Origin of the sequence: Brevibacillus migulae (genome assembly GCF_004521915.1) — a bacterium.
Lineage (GTDB): Bacteria > Bacillota > Bacilli > Brevibacillales > Brevibacillaceae > Brevibacillus_F > Brevibacillus_F migulae.
In genome coordinates, this window is sequence record NZ_SDKD01000002.1 from 198,175 (window position 1) to 218,126 (window position 19,952).

23 protein-coding genes are annotated in these 19,952 nt (G+C 50.7%); 12 read left to right on the forward strand and 11 right to left on the reverse strand.

The features are described 5' to 3' along the window. Window positions 1–128: 128 nt before the first annotated feature. On the forward strand, window positions 129–1,733 hold the full coding sequence (locus tag EIZ37_RS03065) for a peptide chain release factor 3 (protein WP_134683089.1): 1,605 nt from the start codon (window positions 129–131) through the stop codon (window positions 1,731–1,733). Between the two features lie 148 nt (window positions 1,734–1,881). After that, a complete protein-coding gene (locus tag EIZ37_RS03070; RefSeq protein ID WP_134683090.1) occupies window positions 1,882–2,322 on the forward strand; it encodes a Dps family protein in 441 nt (146 codons plus the stop codon). Between the two features lie 171 nt (window positions 2,323–2,493). Here EIZ37_RS03070 and EIZ37_RS03075 read toward each other — a convergent pair whose 3' ends face one another. Then, on the reverse strand, window positions 2,494–3,276 hold the full coding sequence (locus tag EIZ37_RS03075) for a DUF817 domain-containing protein (protein WP_134683091.1): 783 nt from the start codon (window positions 3,274–3,276) through the stop codon (window positions 2,494–2,496). Window positions 3,277–3,282: 6 nt separating this feature from the next. After that, the gene (locus EIZ37_RS03080) at window positions 3,283–4,116 is read right to left on the reverse strand and encodes a sulfurtransferase (protein ID WP_134683092.1); all 834 of its coding nucleotides are present in this window, start codon (window positions 4,114–4,116) and stop codon (window positions 3,283–3,285) included. A 111-nt stretch (window positions 4,117–4,227) separates the two neighbouring features. On the opposite strand from EIZ37_RS03080, the gene EIZ37_RS03085 reads away from it, so the two are divergent. Then, on the forward strand, window positions 4,228–4,794 hold the full coding sequence (locus EIZ37_RS03085; protein ID WP_134683093.1) for a DUF502 domain-containing protein: 567 nt from the start codon (window positions 4,228–4,230) through the stop codon (window positions 4,792–4,794). A 14-nt stretch (window positions 4,795–4,808) separates the two neighbouring features. Here EIZ37_RS03085 and EIZ37_RS03090 read toward each other — a convergent pair whose 3' ends face one another. From EIZ37_RS03090 to yhfH, 4 genes are all read right to left on the reverse strand, one after another. After that, on the reverse strand, window positions 4,809–5,591 hold the full coding sequence (locus EIZ37_RS03090) for an SDR family oxidoreductase (RefSeq protein ID WP_134683094.1): 783 nt from the start codon (window positions 5,589–5,591) through the stop codon (window positions 4,809–4,811). Between the two features lie 179 nt (window positions 5,592–5,770). Next, window positions 5,771–6,004 carry a hypothetical protein gene (locus tag EIZ37_RS03095; RefSeq protein WP_134683095.1) on the reverse strand — a complete coding sequence of 78 codons (234 nt, stop codon included), beginning with the start codon at window positions 6,002–6,004 and terminating at the stop codon, window positions 5,771–5,773. Between the two features lie 65 nt (window positions 6,005–6,069). Then, window positions 6,070–6,498, reverse strand: coding sequence for a DUF2621 domain-containing protein (locus tag EIZ37_RS03100; RefSeq protein WP_134683306.1), 429 nt, complete (start codon window positions 6,496–6,498; stop codon window positions 6,070–6,072). A gap of 178 nt (window positions 6,499–6,676) precedes the next feature. Further along, window positions 6,677–6,808 (reverse strand): protein YhfH, encoded by a 132-nt coding sequence (gene yhfH / locus EIZ37_RS03105; RefSeq protein ID WP_134683096.1) that lies wholly within the window; start codon window positions 6,806–6,808, stop codon window positions 6,677–6,679. Between the two features lie 228 nt (window positions 6,809–7,036). On the opposite strand from yhfH, the gene EIZ37_RS03110 reads away from it, so the two are divergent. Both EIZ37_RS03110 and EIZ37_RS03115 read left to right on the forward strand, forming a co-directional pair. Beyond that, on the forward strand, window positions 7,037–7,417 hold the full coding sequence (locus EIZ37_RS03110; protein ID WP_134683097.1) for an ATPase: 381 nt from the start codon (window positions 7,037–7,039) through the stop codon (window positions 7,415–7,417). A gap of 69 nt (window positions 7,418–7,486) precedes the next feature. After that, window positions 7,487–8,434 carry a tetratricopeptide repeat protein gene (locus EIZ37_RS03115; protein WP_134683098.1) on the forward strand — a complete coding sequence of 316 codons (948 nt, stop codon included), beginning with the start codon at window positions 7,487–7,489 and terminating at the stop codon, window positions 8,432–8,434. A gap of 48 nt (window positions 8,435–8,482) precedes the next feature. Here EIZ37_RS03115 and EIZ37_RS03120 read toward each other — a convergent pair whose 3' ends face one another. From EIZ37_RS03120 to EIZ37_RS03130, 3 genes are read right to left on the reverse strand one after another with little or no spacing between them, the layout of a single operon-like run. Next, window positions 8,483–9,289, reverse strand: coding sequence for an ABC transporter permease (locus tag EIZ37_RS03120; RefSeq protein ID WP_134683099.1), 807 nt, complete (start codon window positions 9,287–9,289; stop codon window positions 8,483–8,485). Beyond that, window positions 9,270–10,073, reverse strand: a complete 804-nt coding sequence (locus tag EIZ37_RS03125; protein WP_134683100.1) for an ABC transporter ATP-binding protein — start codon at window positions 10,071–10,073, stop codon at window positions 9,270–9,272. Before EIZ37_RS03125 ends, EIZ37_RS03120 begins: the two co-directional genes overlap by 20 nt. Before the next feature lie 5 nt (window positions 10,074–10,078). Further along, on the reverse strand, window positions 10,079–11,074 hold the full coding sequence (locus EIZ37_RS03130) for an ABC transporter substrate-binding protein (protein WP_134683101.1): 996 nt from the start codon (window positions 11,072–11,074) through the stop codon (window positions 10,079–10,081). Between the two features lie 122 nt (window positions 11,075–11,196). Here EIZ37_RS03130 and rnz point away from each other — a divergent pair, with 122 nt between their 5' ends. Continuing rightward, window positions 11,197–12,147 (forward strand): ribonuclease Z, encoded by a 951-nt coding sequence (gene rnz / locus EIZ37_RS03135; protein ID WP_134683102.1) that lies wholly within the window; start codon window positions 11,197–11,199, stop codon window positions 12,145–12,147. 81 nt (window positions 12,148–12,228) lie between these two features. Here the strand turns inward: rnz and EIZ37_RS03140 are convergent, their stop codons facing one another. Continuing rightward, a complete protein-coding gene (locus tag EIZ37_RS03140) occupies window positions 12,229–12,543 on the reverse strand; it encodes a hypothetical protein (protein WP_134683103.1) in 315 nt (104 codons plus the stop codon). Between the two features lie 92 nt (window positions 12,544–12,635). On the opposite strand from EIZ37_RS03140, the gene EIZ37_RS03145 reads away from it, so the two are divergent. Further along, window positions 12,636–13,088: a YaiI/YqxD family protein gene (locus tag EIZ37_RS03145; RefSeq protein WP_134683104.1), complete on the forward strand. Its 453-nt coding sequence runs from the start codon at window positions 12,636–12,638 to the stop codon at window positions 13,086–13,088. Continuing rightward, entirely contained in the window at window positions 13,089–13,754 is a 666-nt protein-coding gene (locus tag EIZ37_RS03150; RefSeq protein ID WP_134683105.1) for a phosphatase PAP2 family protein, read from the forward strand. It abuts the gene before it with no gap. An 11-nt stretch (window positions 13,755–13,765) separates the two neighbouring features. Here the strand turns inward: EIZ37_RS03150 and EIZ37_RS03155 are convergent, their stop codons facing one another. Further along, window positions 13,766–14,653 (reverse strand): LysR family transcriptional regulator, encoded by an 888-nt coding sequence (locus tag EIZ37_RS03155; protein WP_134683106.1) that lies wholly within the window; start codon window positions 14,651–14,653, stop codon window positions 13,766–13,768. Between the two features lie 130 nt (window positions 14,654–14,783). Here EIZ37_RS03155 and EIZ37_RS03160 point away from each other — a divergent pair, with 130 nt between their 5' ends. The 4 genes from EIZ37_RS03160 to sda all read left to right on the forward strand — a co-directional run bounded on the left by EIZ37_RS03160 (window position 14,784) and on the right by sda (window position 19,820). Further along, entirely contained in the window at window positions 14,784–15,989 is a 1,206-nt protein-coding gene (locus tag EIZ37_RS03160; protein WP_235827876.1) for an MDR family MFS transporter, read from the forward strand. A gap of 75 nt (window positions 15,990–16,064) precedes the next feature. Continuing rightward, a complete protein-coding gene (locus EIZ37_RS03165; RefSeq protein WP_134683107.1) occupies window positions 16,065–18,329 on the forward strand; it encodes an Ig-like domain-containing protein in 2,265 nt (754 codons plus the stop codon). A 401-nt stretch (window positions 18,330–18,730) separates the two neighbouring features. Further along, window positions 18,731–19,459 carry a divergent polysaccharide deacetylase family protein gene (locus EIZ37_RS03170; RefSeq protein ID WP_235827883.1) on the forward strand — a complete coding sequence of 243 codons (729 nt, stop codon included), beginning with the start codon at window positions 18,731–18,733 and terminating at the stop codon, window positions 19,457–19,459. Between the two features lie 223 nt (window positions 19,460–19,682). Continuing rightward, complete coding sequence (gene sda, locus EIZ37_RS03175) at window positions 19,683–19,820, forward strand: sporulation histidine kinase inhibitor Sda (protein WP_134683108.1); 138 nt, start codon at window positions 19,683–19,685, stop codon at window positions 19,818–19,820. The last annotated feature ends 132 nt before the right edge of the window (window positions 19,821–19,952 follow it).

The following is a 19,952-nucleotide window of genomic DNA, read 5'->3' on the forward strand; positions in this document are numbered from 1 at the left end:
ACGAAGTGCCACAGAAATTTCCAGTTTGCTCTTTTTTGTCTTTCCACTTTCGCCTGCACGCATTTCTCTGTATAATCGTACTGAATAATGAGCTGTCAATACCTTAGATAGTTATCGGAGGCTACGAAATGAGTCAACATAACCCAGCCTGGGAACAAGAAATTGCGAAACGTCGCACCTTCGCAATCATTTCCCACCCGGATGCGGGAAAGACCACGATGACGGAGAAGCTGCTCTATTACGGTGGGGCTATCCGTGAAGCGGGTGTGGTCAAAGCGCGGAAAAATTCCAAGTTTGCTACTTCCGACTGGATGGAAATCGAGAAAAAGCGCGGAATCTCGGTCACGTCCAGTGCCATGGATTTTGAATATCGCGGTCATCATATCAATATTTTGGATACCCCTGGTCACCAGGACTTCAGTGAGGACACGTACCGGACTCTGACAGCAGCAGACTCCGCCGTCATGATCATCGACGTGGCCAAAGGGGTCGAGGCCCAGACGATCAAGCTGTTCAAGGTATGCCGGATGAGAGGCATCCCGATCTTCACCTTTGTCAACAAGCTGGATCGACACGGGAAGGAAACCTTCGATCTGCTGGAGGAAATCGAGCGCGTTCTCGGGATCCGCTCCTATCCGATGAACTGGCCGATCGGGATGGGAAATCGCTTCTGCGGCGTGTATGATCGTGTCAAAAAGCGGGTTGAGCTCTACGAGAGCGGCAGCAACCACGAAGAAATCAGCTTTTTTGACGTGAGCGGTCCGGATGATCCGTTGATCGGGGAACGCGTCGGAGAAGAGCTGTGGCAGCAGCTGCAAGATGAGGTATCGCTGTTGGATGTCGCTGGGGATGCCTATGACCCTGAGCTGATCGAAAAGGGCGAGCTGTCTCCAGTATTTTTCGGCAGTGCGATCAACAACTTCGGTGTGCAGACGTTCCTGGACAACTTCCTGACCATGGCGCCGCCGCCATCAGCGAAGAAAAGCACAAAAGGCTTGATCGATCCTTATACAAAACCGTTTTCCGGCTTTATTTTCAAGATCCAAGCGAATATGAATCCGGCTCACCGCGACCGTGTCGCCTTCCTGCGCATCTGCTCGGGACGGTTTGAACGGGGCATGTCCGTCAAGCATGTACGCCTGGGCAAGGACATCAAGCTGGCCCAGCCGCTGCAATTCATGGCGCAGGATCGGGAAATCGTCGAGGAATCCTATGCAGGCGATGTGATCGGTTTGTTCGACCCGGGCATTTTCCAGATCGGGGATACGCTGACGGTGGGAGAGCAATTCGAATATGAAGAAATGCCGCACTTCTCGCCGGAGTTTTTCTCCAAGGTGACTGTGAAAGACGCCATGAAGCACAAGCAATTCCAAAAAGGGATCATGCAATTGACGGAAGAGGGTACCGTACAGCTTTTCCGCACGTCCCCGATGGATGAGCTGATCCTCGGCGTGGTCGGGGTGCTTCAGTTCGAGGTGTTGGAATACCGACTCAAAGCGGAGTACGGCGTCGACATCCTGCTGCAGCGCATGCCTTACCAAATCGCCAGATGGATCGATGGCGACAAAGCTACGATTGACAGCCTGATGCAGCGCAGTCAAACCGTGCGGGACCGTTACGATCGTCCGGTGATGCTGTTTGAAAGTGAGTACCAGCTGCGTGTTGCGCAGGATAAATACAGCTCGATCAAATTCCATGAAAGCTCCTTGGGGCTGCGTAAGCTCGAGTCGTAAGGATGGCTGGCATGACCAGATTGGCAAATTACCCAGACCGTTTTTTGGCTCTGGGTATTTTTATGGCTTCTTGTGACGTTTCCCACACAAGTTGGAAACCATTCCGGGTACACTAAGGAAGGAACTTGAAAAAAGGAGGTCTTCCGCAATGTCATCCGCATTAATGGACACGGTGAATAAGCAAATAGCCAACTGGACGGTCTTGTACGTCAAACTGCACAACTTTCATTGGTATGTGAAAGGACCGCAATTTTTTACGCTGCACGCCAAATTTGAAGAGCTGTACACGGAAGCATCCTTACATATTGATGAACTGGCAGAGCGTTTATTGGCGTTGGGTGGACAACCCGTAGCCACCATGCGCGGCTGTTTGGAGCAAGCCTCTGTAAAAGAAGCGCAGGGCAACGAATCTGCAGAACAAATGGTGGAAATCACCGTGCATGACTTTGGCATCATGATTCAGGAATTGAAGGATGGGATGAAGCTGGCCGAGGAAGTCGATGATGAGACGACTGGCGATATGCTGCTCGCGATTCATTCCAGTCTGGAGAAGCATGTGTGGATGCTGCAGTCCTTTTTGGGGAAATGAAGAGGAAGTCATCACAAGTAGTCCTGAAAATACGGGACTGCTTTTTTATCGCTGGAGAAACATGAAGGCAAAGCCTTCCGACCTTTCTCATGCCATCACAATAGGAGCTCGCCAGCCTAAAAAAAGCGGTGTTCAGGGAATCCTCCTGTCCAACCGCTTTTTGTCGTTTCCTTATGCTCTTGTCTGCAGGCTCGATTTCAGCTGCTTCAACTGTGCCACAATGATAAAACTGACAATCACCAGCAAAAACCACGAGCTGATTTTGCTGAGATGAACGAGCTGCCAGCCAGCCTGCTGATTTGGATATTGCCAGGCTCCCAGCAGGGTGGCGATGTTTTCAGCTAACCAGATGAAAAATCCGATCAGCAAATAAGATAGGGCTACCGGCATGCGGTAATGCTCGGCGCCGACCCGGAAATGCACCACGCTCCGCCAGAAAACCAGAAAGATGGCGGCAGTAAGCACCCAGCGAATATCCCAAACATAATGGTGGGTAAAAAAATTAAGATAGATCGCAGCGGCAATCGGAACGGTCAGATAAGCGGGCGGCCAGCCCGTAATGGAAACATCCAGCCTGCGCCAAGCCTGGCACAAATAACTTGCGACACTTGCATACATAAACCCGCTGTAAAGCGGTACTCCCCCTATTTTGCTGTACCCTTCCTCGTTGTAAGACCACGAACCCATATGTACTTTAAACAGCTCCAAGGCTAATCCGATCAGGTGAAAGATCGTGATGACTTTCAGCTCGTCCCGGGTTTCCAGACCGCTTCGCACCATCCAGACCTGCATGCAAAGACAGAGCAGCAGCAGCAAATCATAGCGCGGCAAGCCGGGGATCGTGATCAGCTTGGACAGCCCGAGCGCCGCAAAGATAAAGACGGGAAAGATACAGGAAATGGCCTCCAGATAGCCGAAATAGAGGAGTTGTCCAAAGGCTTTTTTCAGGGACATTACTGACTATTTCTCGCCAGTAGCGACGGGCAGTTCGTAGGAGCAGTAATCGCTCCAGCTGCCTGCATACAGCTTGGCATCCGTCCGACCTGCCTCGTGCAGCGCGAGGATGTTGACACAAGCGGTCACGCCAGACCCACAGTACACGATGATTTCTTTTTCGTCACGGAGTGGGGCAAAACGTTTCTGGAGCTCCTCCGCGGGGAGAAAAGTGCCATCGGGACGCAGGTTTTCCATATAGAAGCAGTGTGCCGCTCCAGGGATGTGGCCGGCTTTTTTGTCAATCGTCTCGATTTCTCCCCGGTAACGTTCACCGGCGCGGGAATCGAGGAGGGAGACCGTTCCTTGTTTGGCGCGCACTTCTTCCAGATCAGCGAGCATCTGAGGCTGCGGTACGGCTCGGAAAACACGTTGGGTGGGGTGAACCACTTCATCCGTTACGGGAAAACCAGCTGCTTGCCATGCAGGAAACCCGCCATCGAGTACATACACATTTTGGTGCCCGAGATAGCGGAGCGTCCACCACAGGCGGGCAGCTTTGGACATATCCTGTCCGTCATAGGCAACGACGACCGTATTCTCATCAATTCCTGCTTCAGAGAACAGCTTTTCCAGCGTCTCTACAGCAGGAAGCGGATGACGGCCGCCATGAACATCCTTGGGCGCTGACAGATCCTGTTCCAAGTCAAAGTAGAGGGCGCCTGGAATGTGGGAGCTGATATATTCGGAGAGCCCTTGGCCAGGCTTGCCTAATGTGAAACGGCAGTCAGCGATCACCAGATTGGCATCGTGCAGATGTTCTTTCAACCATGCAGCAGAGACGAGATTCTTGCTGGACATACAAATCCCCCTTTTCCGTTAGGCTGTTGACGTATTCATCATAGCAGATGACAGATAGCTGCGATACAATAGATTGAAAAGACAATCGATAGGATCATTGGAGGAAATTTCGTGAAACGAATCGCAAGGTATTTTTTGGAAGGTCTTCTGTATGTGATTCCGCTGGCAGTGACCATCTATGTGCTGTATAAGGTATTCGTGACTGTGGACAGCTTTCTGGGCTCGACGTTTCCCGGCTTGGGCTTCCTGACGATACCGGGACTCGGCTTTGCGGTCACCATTGTGCTGATCACCGTCATCGGGTTTCTGGCTTCCAATGTGCTGACCAGAGGGTTGTTGTCCCTTGTTGATTCATTGTTTGAGCGAGTCCCGTTTATCAAGCTGATCTACACATCGATCAAGGATCTGATCGGCGCGTTTGTCGGTGAGAAAAAGAGCTTTGATAAGCCGGTACTGGTGAGGCTGACGCCTGACGGGGAAGCAAAAGCGATCGGCTTTATAACCAGAGAGAGTATGGATGCTTACGGGCTGGAGGACCATGTTGCCGTCTATTTTCCGCAATCGTACAATTTTGCAGGGAATTTGCTGATTTTCCCCAGCTCCCAGGTGCAGCCTTTGGATGTGGAAAGCTCAGAGGCTATGGCGTTCTTGGTATCGGGCGGGGTTTCTGGAAAGTAGGAAAAGCAAGACCTTTACCTGCGCAGAAATCCTCCCTCGGAATGGATGAGTTGCCCCGTGATCCACGCAGCCTCCTCGCTGGCCAAAAAGCGAACCAGGCGGGCGACATCTTCGGGGGAGCCAATTCTTCCAAAAGGGAACTTGGGAAGCAGCTCTTCCTTTAATTCCGCGGACATCCATCCCGTGTCGGTTGGCCCTGGATTGACACAGTTGACCGTGATGCCTTTTTCGGCCACTTCTGCCGCCAAGGTGGCTGTCAATGCGGCTAGAGCGCCTTTTGTCGCCACATAGGCGATTTCACCTGGCATGGGCCCGAGGTTTTGGCCGGAGGTAATCGTGATGATTCGGCCGCCTTTTTTGCCGTTGAAGCGTTGGGCGAACAGGGAGCTGAGCATGATCGGAGCGCGTGTGTTGACCCAATAATGTTTGTCGATTTCCTCTTCCGTGATGTCGGCGTAGGTCGTCGTCGTCGAATAGGCGGCATTGTTGACAAGGATGGAGGGCTCGCCCATTTGTGCGGACACTTCTTCGAGCAAGCGCTGGGGGGCTCCGGGTGCACTCAGGTCCAGTTCAAGGCCGATGCATCGCACACCGCTGGCATTGATGCTCTCTGCCAGCTGAAGGGCATCTTCGCTGCGAACGCCCCAGGGCATCGTCGCATCGTATGTTGGCCAGTATGTAAAAAAGACGTCACAGCCCGCCTCGGCAAGCGCCCGGCAGATAGCGGCACCGATTCCATTTTGGCGGGTCGCACCGGTGATGATGGCGATTTTGCCCAGCATCGGTTTGGTTGTCATCTGATTCACAATCCTTTCATGGAAGGGAGTATGAAAAACTTCAATAGAAGCCTTCTCGAAGAACTTGTCGAGTCCTTCTGTAAAAGGAAATTTTTCATTCGGGATCAGGTTGATTCGTCGTGAAGTTTATACTTCTTGATACAGAAAAAGCCACAGGGTTGATTCCTGTGGCTTTTGCATTAGCTGCTAAAAAAGCTATGGCTGGAGCGACGCTTCCGGTAGTGACCATGTCCGAATGTATGATGTCCGCCAGGGTGAATTGGATTTTTCCAACCGCCGCTGCTTGTATAACGACGGTGATGCCCGCCCCCAAATAAGAATTTGGCCCCTTTTTTCAAGATCGCGACCCCGATGCCGATGATCACAAACAAAAGCAACAAGCCAATGCCGAGGATGAGAAGTAGAATCTTCATGCTTCATTGTCTCCTTGTTTTCAGTCTATCTGTATCTACGAACGGAACGGGGATTAGTTTCTTTTTCAGGCCTTCAAATATTTTTCATAGGGGGTAAGGCTGATTTCCTTCGATTTCAGGTGCGTGATTAAAAATTTATGATCACGTTTGGGAGTTCCCAAGATGTAGCCGCGAATAATCAATTCGGTAGTGATGGTGGAAGCTTTCTCCTCCAGCGCGAGCTGTCCGATTTTGCCGGCGATGGTTCGTCGGGCGACATCCCGGAAAAGCTGCGGTACGGGTTCCACCAATTCATTCAAGAAGGCAAGTGTCTCTTCATTCCAGAGATGCCGAGTCTGATCAATATAATAATCCTGCCAATCCAAATCGGACTTTCCATCATTTTTCGGCATAGACTTTAAAAACTTGCGAAACATGAAGTAGCCGCCGATGGCAAACAGTCCAACCAGAATGAACATCCAAGCCATGATAAACAGGGAAAAGCCAAGTGACATATCAGAAGTAGCTGTCATTGTTCTTATCTACACCTCGTGATCCATAGTTCTTCCACAAACAGTGTAGCCGATTTTTTGCGAAGCAACAAGAAACGGTTGCATGTTGCAAAAGAAAACCGCCATTTTCAACCTTTGTCAACATGACAAAGGTGAATGGCGGTAGCAGGAAGTCATTTTGTTATTCTTCTTTCTCATTCATACAGCGTTCACACTCATGCAGGTAGGATTCATGCTGTTCCTCCAGCGTGCATCCACAGTTGACGCAGGTTTTCAGCGGCAGATTACGGTAAAAGACGGACACTGGTATCATGGAAATCCCTCCTCGGTTTACTTGTTGTTATTGTATTACAACAATTTAAAAAAATCCACAAATTGTTATGGTACAGAAAGTGTATTTTTTAGCTTCTCGGGCTTCCATATGGGCAGCCTGAAGGTTTATTCTCTTTCCAAGCGGTGCTACAATGAGTAATATAAGAAGTAAACCGAAAAACAGCGGATAGGCAGAGATAGAAATGACAAGGAAAGGAGTTGACCGCTGATGTTCAGACTTGGCCAACGTGTCATACTAGTTTCCGACTCCTTTGAACAGGGTTATCCGATTGGCGAACATGCGTATTTGATTGGTCGTGACCGGAATCCGGACAGCGCGTTTGAATGGGTCGTTCGCATTCCGAAAATCGATAAGCATTTTCCGATTGTGGAAGCAGATATTGCCTTGGAGGAGAAATTGCTGGAGCAGGAAGCGGAAAAAGTACAGCGTGAAGCATTGCTCGACCATGCCTTGGCTACCCGCAATGAAGCGCTATTTCGCCAGTTGATGGGGATGCAGGAAGAATTGACCGATGAAGAGAATAAAGAAGCTGTCAAAGAAACACCAGAAGAATTTATTCGCAAGGTAAACATAAAAGCATGGATTTAACAGCCGTGAGAAGGTAAGTCGATCAGCTTTCGCTAGATGGGGCTGACTGTTGCGGAAAGTGAGGGTTACATGTCCGATTATATCGAGTTTACGAATGAGTTCGGTCACCGGGTCGAGATCTCCCGTGAGGAGTACGAAAAGAAGATCATTCCCTACAATCTGGAAATGTATTGGGATGACAAGGATAAATTGCGCCAGTTTGCGATGGAATTGGTGCGGGACCAGTTTCCGCAGCATGCGGCTGTCGCGGCGGACCGGCTGATCGAGCTGTATGGGCCGATCGAATCTGCGCTCATCTTCCGGGCTGTCGTGCATTTGCAGGCTCGTGAGATTCATGAGGCGAAAGCACTGTTGGAGTCATGCCTGGAGCGGTTCCCGCATTCAGGAGCGGCCCATACCAATCTGGCCAAAATCTATGCGTTCGAAGGTGATCAGCAAAAAGCGTTTGCGACGCTGGAAGAGGGCTTGCAGAAAGATCCGAACAATGAAAATGGATTGGATATGTATGTCCAAAGCTTTCAGGCAGCCAATCAGCAAGAGGAGCTGTTCAAACGCTTGGAACAGCTTGCCCAACACGAAGGGGCATGGCGGCCGCAATTTTTGCTGGGACGCTTGTATTTACAGGAAAATTTGCTGAAGTCGATGCAATGGTATAAGGAAGCCATCGAGCGTTGTCCGGAAAAAGAGGCGGTCGTCATTGCCGTTACCGGAGAATTGGGACAAGCCGGATATGTATACCAGCTGATTCAGATCGCCGAACAGTATTGGTCTCCGACGTTCCTCTTCCCGTATTCCGGATTCAATTACGCGAATGCCTTGATGACAACGGATCAAAAAGACAAGGCCTTGGCCATCCTGCGGGACATGCAGCCGCATGTGGCAGAAGAATACCGTCCGCTGGTGGAGCAATTTGTTAAGAGAATCTCGGCGGATGCCTCAGTCGCTGAGACATCTGCGGAAGCACAGGAAAAAGAAACAGCCGAAACTGCGAAAAAAACATGGTGGAAGTTCTGGTAAACATGCGAGAAAAGGAGTACGCCCGGTACGCGTGCTCCTTTTCTCTATCTATTTAAACTGGTTGGTCAGCTTTCGCTCAAGGATGGCAACTCCTTGATACATCAGGGTGGCTACGACCGCAATAATCGCGACGCTGACCATGACCAGGGTAAAATTGAATACCTGAAAGCCGTAAATGATCAGATAGCCCAAGCCTTGCTTGGAAACCAGGAACTCTCCTACGATCACCCCTACCCAGGAAAGGCCGACATTCACCTTCAAGGTAGACACGATCGAGGGGATGGTAGCTGGAAGAATCACCAGCATGAAGATCTGCCATTTGTTTCCGCCAAGCGTTCGGACCACTTTGATATAATTTTCGTTTACTTCCTTGAAGCTGGTGTAGATCGTGATCGTGGTAATAATCACGGAGATGGCGCAGGCCATGGCGATGATCGATAGCAACCCGGGACCCAAGCCGACTATGAGGAGCGGCCCAAGTGCCACTTTTGGCATACTATTGGCGACGACCAGATAAGGGTCGAGCACGCGTGAGAGGAAGGGAGACCACCAGATGACAATCGCGATCAAGGTTCCCAAGAGCGTTCCCAGGATAAATCCGATGATCGTTTCGATGACCGTCATGCCAATGTGCGGGAGAATACTGCCGTCTGCCAGCTGCTGCCAAAAAAGGGCCCACACCTTTGAAGGATAGCTGAACAAAAGGACGTTGATCACACCGATCCGCGCCAGCCATTCCCACAGCAGGAGAAAGACAACAAAGATGATCAGCTGGGTGAGAATCACATAGATCGTTCGCTTGCGCTCATTGCGGAGGTAGCCTCGGTGGATCCGGTTAATCTCCTCTGGATGCATCGGTTAGTCCCTCCATTTCCTTCCATACCTGATTGAACAAATCGGTGAAGCCTTCCTGATTTCTGGCATGAAACGGCAATGGCTCGCGGATTCTCTCAGGTATGATGATTTCTCGATTGATTCTGCCAGGGTTGCGGGCAAGGATAAACAAGCGATCGCCCATCGCAATGGCCTCCGACAGATCGTGGGTGACGAGGATCGCCGTTTTTTTATGACGGCGCAGCGTGGCGACAATCAAATCTTCCAGCTTCAATTTCGTCTGATAGTCCAATGCCGAGAACGGTTCATCCAGCAAGAGAATTTCAGGCTGGCAGGAAAGTGTGCGTACCAGGGCAACCCGTTGGCGCATGCCGCCAGATAGCTGGTGCGGATACGATTTGCGAAAATCCGCCAGCTCCATCTCTTCCAATAAATGAAGGGCATATTCCTCTGTTTCTTGATTGCGAATGCCTTGGATATCCAACCCGAGAAAGATATTTTCCTCGATGCTTCGCCAGTTGAAGAGGTAATCTTGCTGGAGCATATAACCGACTCGCGGTGAAGTTCCAACGACTTCCTGATTTTCGATCAGCACCTTGCCGGCGGTTGGACGTTCCAAGCCGGCGATCAAGGAGAGTATCGTTGTCTTGCCGCAGCCGCTCGGTCCGACGAGACAAATGAATTCTCCTTCCTCTACCCGCAAGTCGATGCCTTTGATCGCCATAAAGGCGCGAGTGGAGGTCACATAGAGATGCGTAACACTACAAAGTTCGATCTTGGCAGGAGAAGAGGAAAGCTGAGTCACTGTCATTACCTCCCTTCGATTGCTTTTTGGGCAAAGGCGGTGTTGACCAATTTCTGATAATCTGCCCGCTGCTTCAGCTCACCCGCTTCTTCCATGATATTTTGCAGATTGTTCCATTCCTCTTCATCCAATATGGGGTCGGAGGCAAATGAGCCTTGTTCCAGATAACGCTTCACGGAGCTGGCGAGAATATCTGGCTGAATTTCCTTGAAGTAAGGGGCGATCACCTTCGCCGTTTCTTCAGGTGGCTGGCTCGCTACCCATTTTTGAGCTTTATGGACCGCATTGGTAAACTTCTGGATCGTTTCCGCATTTTTATCGATGTAGCTTTTTTTGGTCATAAAGACCGTATAGGGGAGCTTTCCGCTTTCCGTACCGAATGAAGCGACGACATGACCGATGCCATCCTTTTCAAACTGGGAGGCGGTAGGTTCAAACAACTGTACATAATCACCGGTACCGGAGGCAAAAGCGGAAGAGATATTGGCAAACTCGATATTTTGAATCAGCTGCAGGTCGTTATGGGGATCGATCTGGTGTTTTTTCAACGTAAATTCCCCAGCCATTTGCGGCATGCCGCCTTTGCGTTGCCCCAAAAAGACGCTGCCTTTCAGCTGATCCCACAAAAAATTGTCGACTTTTTTGCGGGATACCAAAAAGGTCCCATCGGTTTGGGTAAGCTGGGCAAAGTTGATCACGGGATCAGTCGAGCCTTGTTGATCGACATAGATGCTCGTTTCCGATCCGACGAGAGCCACATCGATTCCATCGGATAAGAGAGCCGTCATGGTCTTGTCGCCGCCCCAAGTGGTCGTCAACTCGACCTCCAGCCCTTCTTCCTTGAAGAAGCCTTTTTCAATGGCTACATACTGAGGTGCATAAAAAAGCGAACGGGTTACTTCGCCGATGCGCACTTTTTCACTGCCTGATCCTCCACAGCCTGCCAGCAGGGTCATAAACCCCACACTGGCTGCGAGGGCCAGGGTTAGCGCTCGTTTCATTGATATCCCTCCCAGGCGATTTCGTCTGATGTAACGTATGCGCCCACAAAAAAAAGGGTGAATGCCTAGCACATAGAAAAGTGTGACTTGAAAAACCTGTAAATTGAGGTGAATGTTAGATTATGATCATTACTTTTTTGGGAACCGGCTCAGGAGCCCCCACCACCAAGCGAAATGTCAGCGGAATTGCTCTGCGATTTACCCAGCGTGCCAAGTGGTGGCTGTTTGATTGCGGGGAAGGCACGCAGCATCAGATCTTGCGTGCACCGGTCAAGCTGAGCCAATTGGAGAAAATCTTCATCACGCATCTGCACGGCGATCATCTCTATGGCTTGATCGGTCTCTTGGCCAGCCGTTCGCTGCGCGGAGGCGGGGAATCCGCGGTAGAATTGTATGGGCCACCTGGGATCAAGGAATATGTGGAGGGAATTATGGCGGTCAGCCCGGTCCATTTGCAGTACAAGCTCTCGATTCATATCGTGTCGCCGGGCGTTGTTTTTGAAGACGAGGAGATGATCGTCAGGGCAGCTCCTGTAGCGCATCGTGTCCCTGCGTATGCGTATGCTGTGGAGGAAAAAGCGCGACCGGGCGCGTTCCGCGTGGATTTGGCGGTGCAAGCAGGAATTCCGGCTGGTCCGCTTTTTGGACAGTTGAAAAAAGGGGAGAGCGTCACGCTGCCGGATGGGCGGGTAGTCTGCGGACGGGATTTTGTCGGGCCGGACATTCCCGGACGCAAAGTGGTGTACAGTGGAGATACGGGTCCCTGCCAGGCGATCATTGAGCTTGCGGCCGATGCGGACGTATTGATTCATGAAGCGACCTACGCCCATGTGGAGGCTGATTTGGCGAGACGAGCAGGGCACTCTACAGCACGCGAAGCCGCACAGGCAGCAAAACAGGCGAATGTAAACCAGCTCTTGTTGACGCATTTCAGTCCGCGCTATGAAAGTGACGAAGGGCTCTCCATGGAAGACTTGCTGGCAGAGGCAAGGGAAGTCTTTCCCGAGACGGAGCTGGCGGAGGACTTTTCCAGCCATGAGGTCAAGCGGATGCGCCAATTGATAGGAGAATAGGCGCAAAACCTGCTATAATGGAGAGACGAATCGCGACAACCGCAAAATAAAAACCCACACGGTTCACCCGTGCAGGTCAGGTTAGGCATGTATCTTGGTATCCACGTCCTGCTGGATGCGAAACCAGATGTTGAGATCGTTGATGATGCTCGCCAGATCGTGAATGTCGTTGACCAATTGGCAGGCTGTCGGGAAGTCATCTTCGTCAGACAGCTGTGCCTGCTTGCGATTGATTTGATCTTCTAGTTGGATGATTCGGTCAGGAATGGCTGAGCGAATTTCCTCCCATTCCAGCAAAATAAGGCTTTGCTCGTCTGCCGTATATTCTTCCCATCTGTAGGGAAGCTCCGGGAGGCGAATGCCCAGACGATCATCATAAATGAATTGGTACCGCACGTTGCTCCTCTCCTCTCCCTACCATCATATCAAAAAACGAGCGGGGATGAGTATACTACAGCTTTCCAAATTTACACCTGGGAGCGTACGCCATGTCACAAAAAAGATTGTTAATCGATGCTGATGCTTGTCCCAAGCAAGCTCTTGCGGTTGCCCAACAGCTGTCCGGGCAATATGGATGGATATGCATGACGTATGCCAGCTTCAATCATCAGCTTTCGGGGCCGCACCATATCACGGTGGATGCGGAGCCGCAGGCAGTCGATATGAAAATCACCAACGATGTTCGGCCAGGAGATATTGTGGTCACACAAGACATCGGTTTGGCTGCGATGATCCTGGGGAAACAGGCAAAGGCGCTTACGCCTCATGGCTTCATCTTTGATCAAGAAAACATCGTTTTTCAGTTAGAAGTGCGAAACGAAAAAGCACGCTACCGTCGGGGAGGCGGCAGGACAAAAGGACCTGCTGCGCGGACAGCGGAGGATGACAGACGATTTGCTGAATCCCTGCGGCAGCTGATGGCAAAGGAGGAGAAGACCTAGATGCAGTTCGGACCAGCAAAATCTCCTGAGCGCTCCTTGTTATGGGCGGCTCTTTTGTTTGCGGTTGGAGCGATGCTTGTCATCGCTTATCTGACGGGCGGATTTGCAATTTTCGATCAGCAGGCATTTGCTTGGATGGCCTTGATCCGTACCGAGTGGCTAACATCCTTCATGAGTGCCCTTACCCATTTGGGAGGTTCGGAAGGCTTGATTCCGATCGGCGTTTTGCTCGTTGCGCTTGCGATATGGAAAAGGACGCGAATGGAAGCCATGTTTCTGCTGATGGCCTTGTTGGGAGCGGAAATTTTGAATGAGCTTGCCAAACTAATCTTTGATCGCCCGCGCCCGGCAGACGGAAATTTGATCGAGCTTCCTTCTTCTTATTCCATGCCGAGTGGCCATGCGATGATCAGCAGTGCGCTATATATCATGCTGGCTTACCAGATCAAACGAAATGACAAGCAAGCGGGTGCAAGCTGGATCGTAGCATTCTTGTATGTGTTGGTCATCGGCGTTAGTCTTAGCCGTGTTTACCTCGGTGTCCACTATTTCAGCGATATCGCCGTTGGAGCAGCATTTGGGCTATCTTGGTACTTTGTGACCCGTTACGCATACGAAAAGGCGTTGCTCCGGTGGAGAACGCCTATCCATGGGGTTCCGGCATAAGTTCCCCGGCTTTATCGTTCAACTTGATACCCAAATTCTTTCATGAGGCCCAGCCATTTCTCGACGCTGGGTTTTTTCTTTTTCTCTTTTGGCAGGACGATATAGGCAGAGCGTTTGGGCGGTTTGTTGCCAACGATCTCGATCTCCTGCAAGGTCCCTGACGCCAGGTCTTGTTTGACAGAGGAGCGGATGACCAGACCGACGCCGACTTTTTCTTTTACCAGATCGATCGCCAGCTCCGCTTTATCCACCTGCAGTTTGGGGACGTAATTGCTTGGCAATGCTTCGCGTATCCAGTCGTTAAAAGGAGATCCCCACTGCATGTAGATCAAAGGCAAGCTGGCCAACTCACTCGCATCGATCTGCCCCAGTTTGCTGACGGGGTGATCGGGGGCCCCGATCAGGATGATCTCATCCTCATAGCAGGGGATCACTTCGAAATTGGGGAGGGTAGGCGGGATATAGATGATACCGACCTGGACGAGATTATCCATCAAGTACTGCACCACATCTGACGAATGCCCGGTCTTGGTACGGATCGCGATTTGCGGATAGCGGGTGTGATATTCCTTGAGGATCGGCTCCAAAATGAACGTCCAGATAGAATTGAGGCTGCCGACCGACAAATAGTCTTCATAAGGATGGAGGGCGCTCACCTCATTCAATCCTTCATTGGCCAGCTTCAGAATCCGCTCGGCATAGGGGAGGAGCGTGAGGCCGGCTTGGGTAATTTCCACACTGCGTTTATCGCGAATAAAAAGCGGCTTCCCCACTCGTTCTTCCAGCTGCTTGATGCGCATGGTCACGGTAGATTGGACAAGGTGGAGCATTTCTGCTGCTTTTGTAAAATTTTTAGTCTGCGCTAATACATAAAACGCGCGTAACTGTTCAAATTCCATGCTTCTACCGCCTCTTATGCATTTTTTTCATTACTGTTTGCAAAAAACATCGTTTCTCAGATTATACCGCTTTCATTAATCTGTTTGTATCTCAAAGAGAGAAGAAGCGAGAAAAAGTGGAGGGAACCAAGTGAAACGGGAATTGTGGAAGGAAATGCCACCGTCGGTAAAACTGTTGTTGGCCATTTCTTTTTTGATGAATATGGGTTTCTATGCCCTGGTGCCTTATCTGACGCTGTATCTGACAGGCAGCATCGGTTGGACATTGGCGATGGCGGGCTTCGTGCTGGCAGTCCGGCAATTTTCGCAGCAGGGCTTTGCGTTTCTGGGCGGGATCATTGCTGACCTGTTTGGCTACAAAGGCACCATGGTGCTGGGAATGGCCATACGGGCAACAGGTTTTGCCATGTTTGCTTTTTGTACCGAGACTTGGCATTTTTTTGTGGCGGCCATACTCTCCGGCTTGGGCGGCTCGCTGTTTGAGCCTGCGTTTTCCGCTGCCTTTGCCGTACTGACACCGGAGTCGATACGCAAAGATGTGTTTGCGTTGAAAAATGTGCTCTCCAATGTCGGTGTTGTCGGCTCGCAAATCGTGGGTACGGCATTGTCCATGTTTGATTTTTTCTGGCTATCGATATTTGCAGGGGGATTGTTCTACGCGAATGCACTCATGACGCTGTTTTGTGTTCCGCCGATTTCCGCCCAAAACGCCCGCGGCGGTGTGCTGAACAGCATGGCTGTCGTCGTGAAGGATCGGCATTTCGTACAGTATACACTCATTTTGATCGGCTACTATTATCTCTACATGCAGCTGTTTCTCTGTATCCCGAAGCTCGTGCAGGATGTCATGAAGGATCAGACCTCCGTGGGGATCGTGCTGTCTGCTGTGTCCATCTTCATCATTTTGCTGCAGATGAAAGTGGTGAACTGGCTGCAGGGCTTTCATCAACGCTTGACATTAATCGGATTAGGGACGCTGGTGATGGGGATAGGACTCTTCCTGCTAAGCTTTGCGGATTCCCTCTTGCTCTTTGTGTTGGATGCATTTCTGTTTGCCTTGGGCACCATGATTTCTGCTCCTTTGCTGGTGGATATGGTCCCGCGCTTGGCTCCCCGCGATCTATTGGGCGCTTACTACGGATTTAACGGTTACGCGTTGGCGATCGGGGGTTCGTTTGGGCAGGTCGCAGGCGGGTGGGTCTATGATATGGGAAACTCGCTGGAGATGTCGTGGATGCCTTGGACGGTTTGCCTGCTCATCGGAGGAAGCGTCGCCTGGCTGCTGTATCGGATGGAAACGAAGCTGCGCCTGCGGGTATCCGGACAAGATTTCTAGACAGAGAGCACAACCATTTGTCTGCTTCTGCGTCCAATGTAAATAGAACGAGACAGCAAGAGAGGAGTTATTCGCGTGGACGTACGACGATTAACCAAGCAACCGTGCACAAAGGTTCTAGGCTGGGCGACAAGCCTTGCCATGCTTACGCAGCTAAGCGTCGCACCCGTACAAGCAGGGCAAGCGAGCGAAGCGGCTCCTCGTGAGATCCCGCTGCTGCAAAGGGCGATGGCGCAAGTAGAGGTAGATGGAAACGCAAATACGATTGAGACTCTGCGGTGGGAACAGGCAGGGGATCGTTATCAGATGATCTTGAGTGGTTCAGCGCATTCGCTGTGGAAAAAAACGGGTCCTTTGTTCTATCATCCGATTCAGGCGTGGGAAGGGGATGCGGACCATGATGGGCAGCGCGACTTGATCATCGTCTGGCAGGAAGATGCTTCAGGCGGTACCATGCAGTATTGGCTGCTGCGAGGCGGTGTCCGGCCATCACTGGGCTATCAATCCGAGGACTACCCGCAAGGCAGTGTGGAATTGCGCGAGGAGGGATTGTTTCTCACTTACTCTGTCTTTGAACCTGGCGACGCCAATGCCTTTCCATCCCGTCGCGTAGAGGAAAGATGGGGAAATCGCAATTGGCGCATGCTTGCCAAGAAGACGGTAGACAACAGAAAAACACGGCTGTCGGCTCAGGCGGGGAGCAATAAAAACCCGCCGATGTATGAAATCGAAGAGATGCTGGAGGACGTGGCTCAAAAGTACGGAATCCCGCCGGCTCTGCTGAAAGCCATTGCCTGGCAGGAAAGCACCTGGCGGCAGTTTGATGCGAACGGGAATCCGTTGATCAGCTTTGATGGCGGGATTGGCATCATGCAGCTGACCAATCAGTGGAGCTATGACCAACAGCGCCTGAAAACGGATATCCGCTACAACATTGAGGCGGGGGCGCAAGTACTGCTGGACAAGCGTTCCTATACAAAATCCTTACTGCCTGCGATTGGCAGCATGGATAAGGATGAGATGGAAAGCTGGTATTTTGCCGTTTGGGCGTATAACGGCTGGTCCATGTACAATAATCCGCATAATATCCCGAATAAATTCAGGAAAACAGCCGCTTATCAAGATAATGTGTATGCGTTCGCGCACGATTATTTTGGCCAGACGATCACGAAAATTCCGAAGGCTTTGATTCCAGCCACGACGGTTCCATCCGGAAGAACGAGCTACAAGACACCATTGCCGATTCATGTTACAGGGGAAGATACCCGGCGAAGAGACATCCAGGTCGGCGATACCGTGGAAGTATCGGGACTAACGCAGTCGCTGAATGTGAGACAAAGCGGCGGTCTCAGTGGTCGTGTCATTGGATCGATGAAGACCAAGGAGCGGGGAGTTGTGCTGAAAGGTCCGAGTGAACGCGATGGCTATGAGTGGTATCAGCTCAAATATAAAAATGGGACAGGCTGGGCGGCGGGACACTATATGGTCGCGGTCCTTGACGAACGTGTGTCCCTGGCAGAAGTGCTGGAAAACGATGCCGCCAGCTTGCAGGAAAATGCGAGGAAGGCTGATGGGCGCAATCTGTATCTGCAAGCTGGTGATCTGACGATGCCCTGGCAGTCTGTCTTGGATAACGGCGGCTTGGCTGCTGCTTTGAAAACGTACCAATGGAATGAGCTGTGGCTGGAAAGAACGTCGTCGACACGAAAAGAGAATAAGCCAAGCAAAACGGGCACCGGTTGGCTGGAGGAGCTTTCCCCTGCCTGGAATGAGCAGAACGTCGCGCTAACCGCGCCCATCACACTGCAGGTCGATGCAGATGATACCGTACCGGTAAAAGAAAGCGAGTTTACCCTGGTGAATAGCAAAGGGAAAACGTTGTCCGTGAAGGTATCGCATACCGGAAGACAAACGGAAACCTGGACGATCAAGCCGGAACGATCCTGGGAAAAAGGAGAGACATACACGCTCTTTTATCGCAATCTGCCGCTGACCAGGTTTACAGCAGGCACAGGGAAAGGAGCTTCCCTGGATGGCTTTGAGATGTATGAGCCCGCTGGGAACGAGATCTCGATCTACAAAACAATCGAGATCGGCTTCAGCAAGGCGATGGACGCTAAAACAGTCACAAGCAAACATGTCTGGCTGGAGGATGAAAGCGGGAAGCGGGTAGAAACAACCCTTTCCCTTTCAAAGGATAAACGCAGTTTGTTTGTGAACCCTCGCAAATCTTTGAAGTCCGGCTCCATCTATTACGTCAAAATGACGACTGGCCTTCGTTCAACCGCAGGTGTCCCCATGAAGAAGAACATGGCCTATTTGTTTCAAACCAAACGGTGATGACACAAAATTGCCTTGTCGTGTTCGTAAAAATAGGGCTGTACATTGTAACTTTTTTCTCCCCTCTTCCGTATAATAGGTAGATGCCTAGTCACAATCAACGGGAAGGGGAGGGATAAAATGGAGGAAAAGGGCAATTTGCGAAAATGGTTGTTCGTAACAAGCTCAGTTGGATTCGCGGTTTTCGCGATGGTGGTCATCACGGAAATTGTGCGCATATCCATTCATTAAATATATAGCAGGGCAGGCCTATCGCGGCATTCGCGGTAGGCTTTTTTGTTTTCCTCTTTCATTTTGGAACATACTATGGAAACCTTGTTCAAATAGGTGGTGTTCTGGTGAAGAGACAGATTTGTCACATCCTTATGCTGTCCGTTTTGATCGTGATTGGTGCCTCGAGCATGCCCATTCAGGCAAGCCCGCAGGAAGTGGACCCAGGTGGCGTCCGATTGGCTCAGCCGATCAAAAAAGTGGCTTTCGTAATTGACGATTTTGGCAATAATATGGCGGGAACAAAAGAAATGATGGACATGTCCATCCCGTTGGCGGTGGCGGTTATGCCATTTTTGCCCACAACACAAAGGGACGCGATCTGGGCGCATGAAAAGAAGCATGAGGTGCTCGTCCATTTGCCCATGGAGCCGAGAAAAGGGAAAAAGCATTGGCTGGGACCGGGCGCGATTACAACGGATTTATCCGATGAAGAGATACGCAGCAGGGTCAACAAAGCAATTGACGATGTCCCTTTTGCAATCGGTGTCAACAATCATATGGGCTCAAAAGCCACCGCAGATCCGCGGGTAATGGGCATCATCATGGAGGTCTGCAAGGAGCGCGGGCTGTTCTATCTGGACAGTCGAACGACCTCGAAAAGTGTGGCTGCTTTGCTCGCGCAGGAGAAAGGAGTACCGTTTCTCGAAAACAGCCTGTTTTTGGACGATCAATATACAACAAAACATATTCGCAAGCAGATGGAACTCTTGTGCAAGAACATCGATAAGCAGCGTGTATGTATTGCCATCGGACACGTAGGGCCACCCGGAAAGAAAACCGCACGAGTGCTGCGCGACTATATTGAACGCATCAAGCAAGACGCAGTGATTGTTCCGTTGTCTACACTGATTGAGTAAAGAAAAACTAGCAATCTAGCAACAATTTTTCGACAAATACCGACATTATGTGGATAATTATGCAAATACAATCCACACTGCAACTGGTGGTTTTTTCCTTTTTGTGCACAGGTTGCCCACATGTTACTCACACGATTTCCACACGGCTTGTGGATACTGGAACGGTTGTTCGATAGGATGCTCCATGCTACAATGATCACATCAAGTGGCGGAGGTGAGGAACATGCGGTACTTAAGCGATCAGATGCTGGTAGACGTATATCATCGAGCAATCGACTTGCGTTTGGAAGAAGCCTTCATCGAATTGCTCCATCAGGAACTGCAGAGACGGAACCTCTTCGTCGCAGGAGCAAGTGCATAAAAATAAAAGATAGTGAAACTGGTAATGGCCTCCCTTTTTGGGGGGCTTTTTGTGTACTGTCCATCCGTGCAAAAGAATGATTGACAATATTTACATGATGGAGTATAAAGTAATTAATGATTCATTAATTAG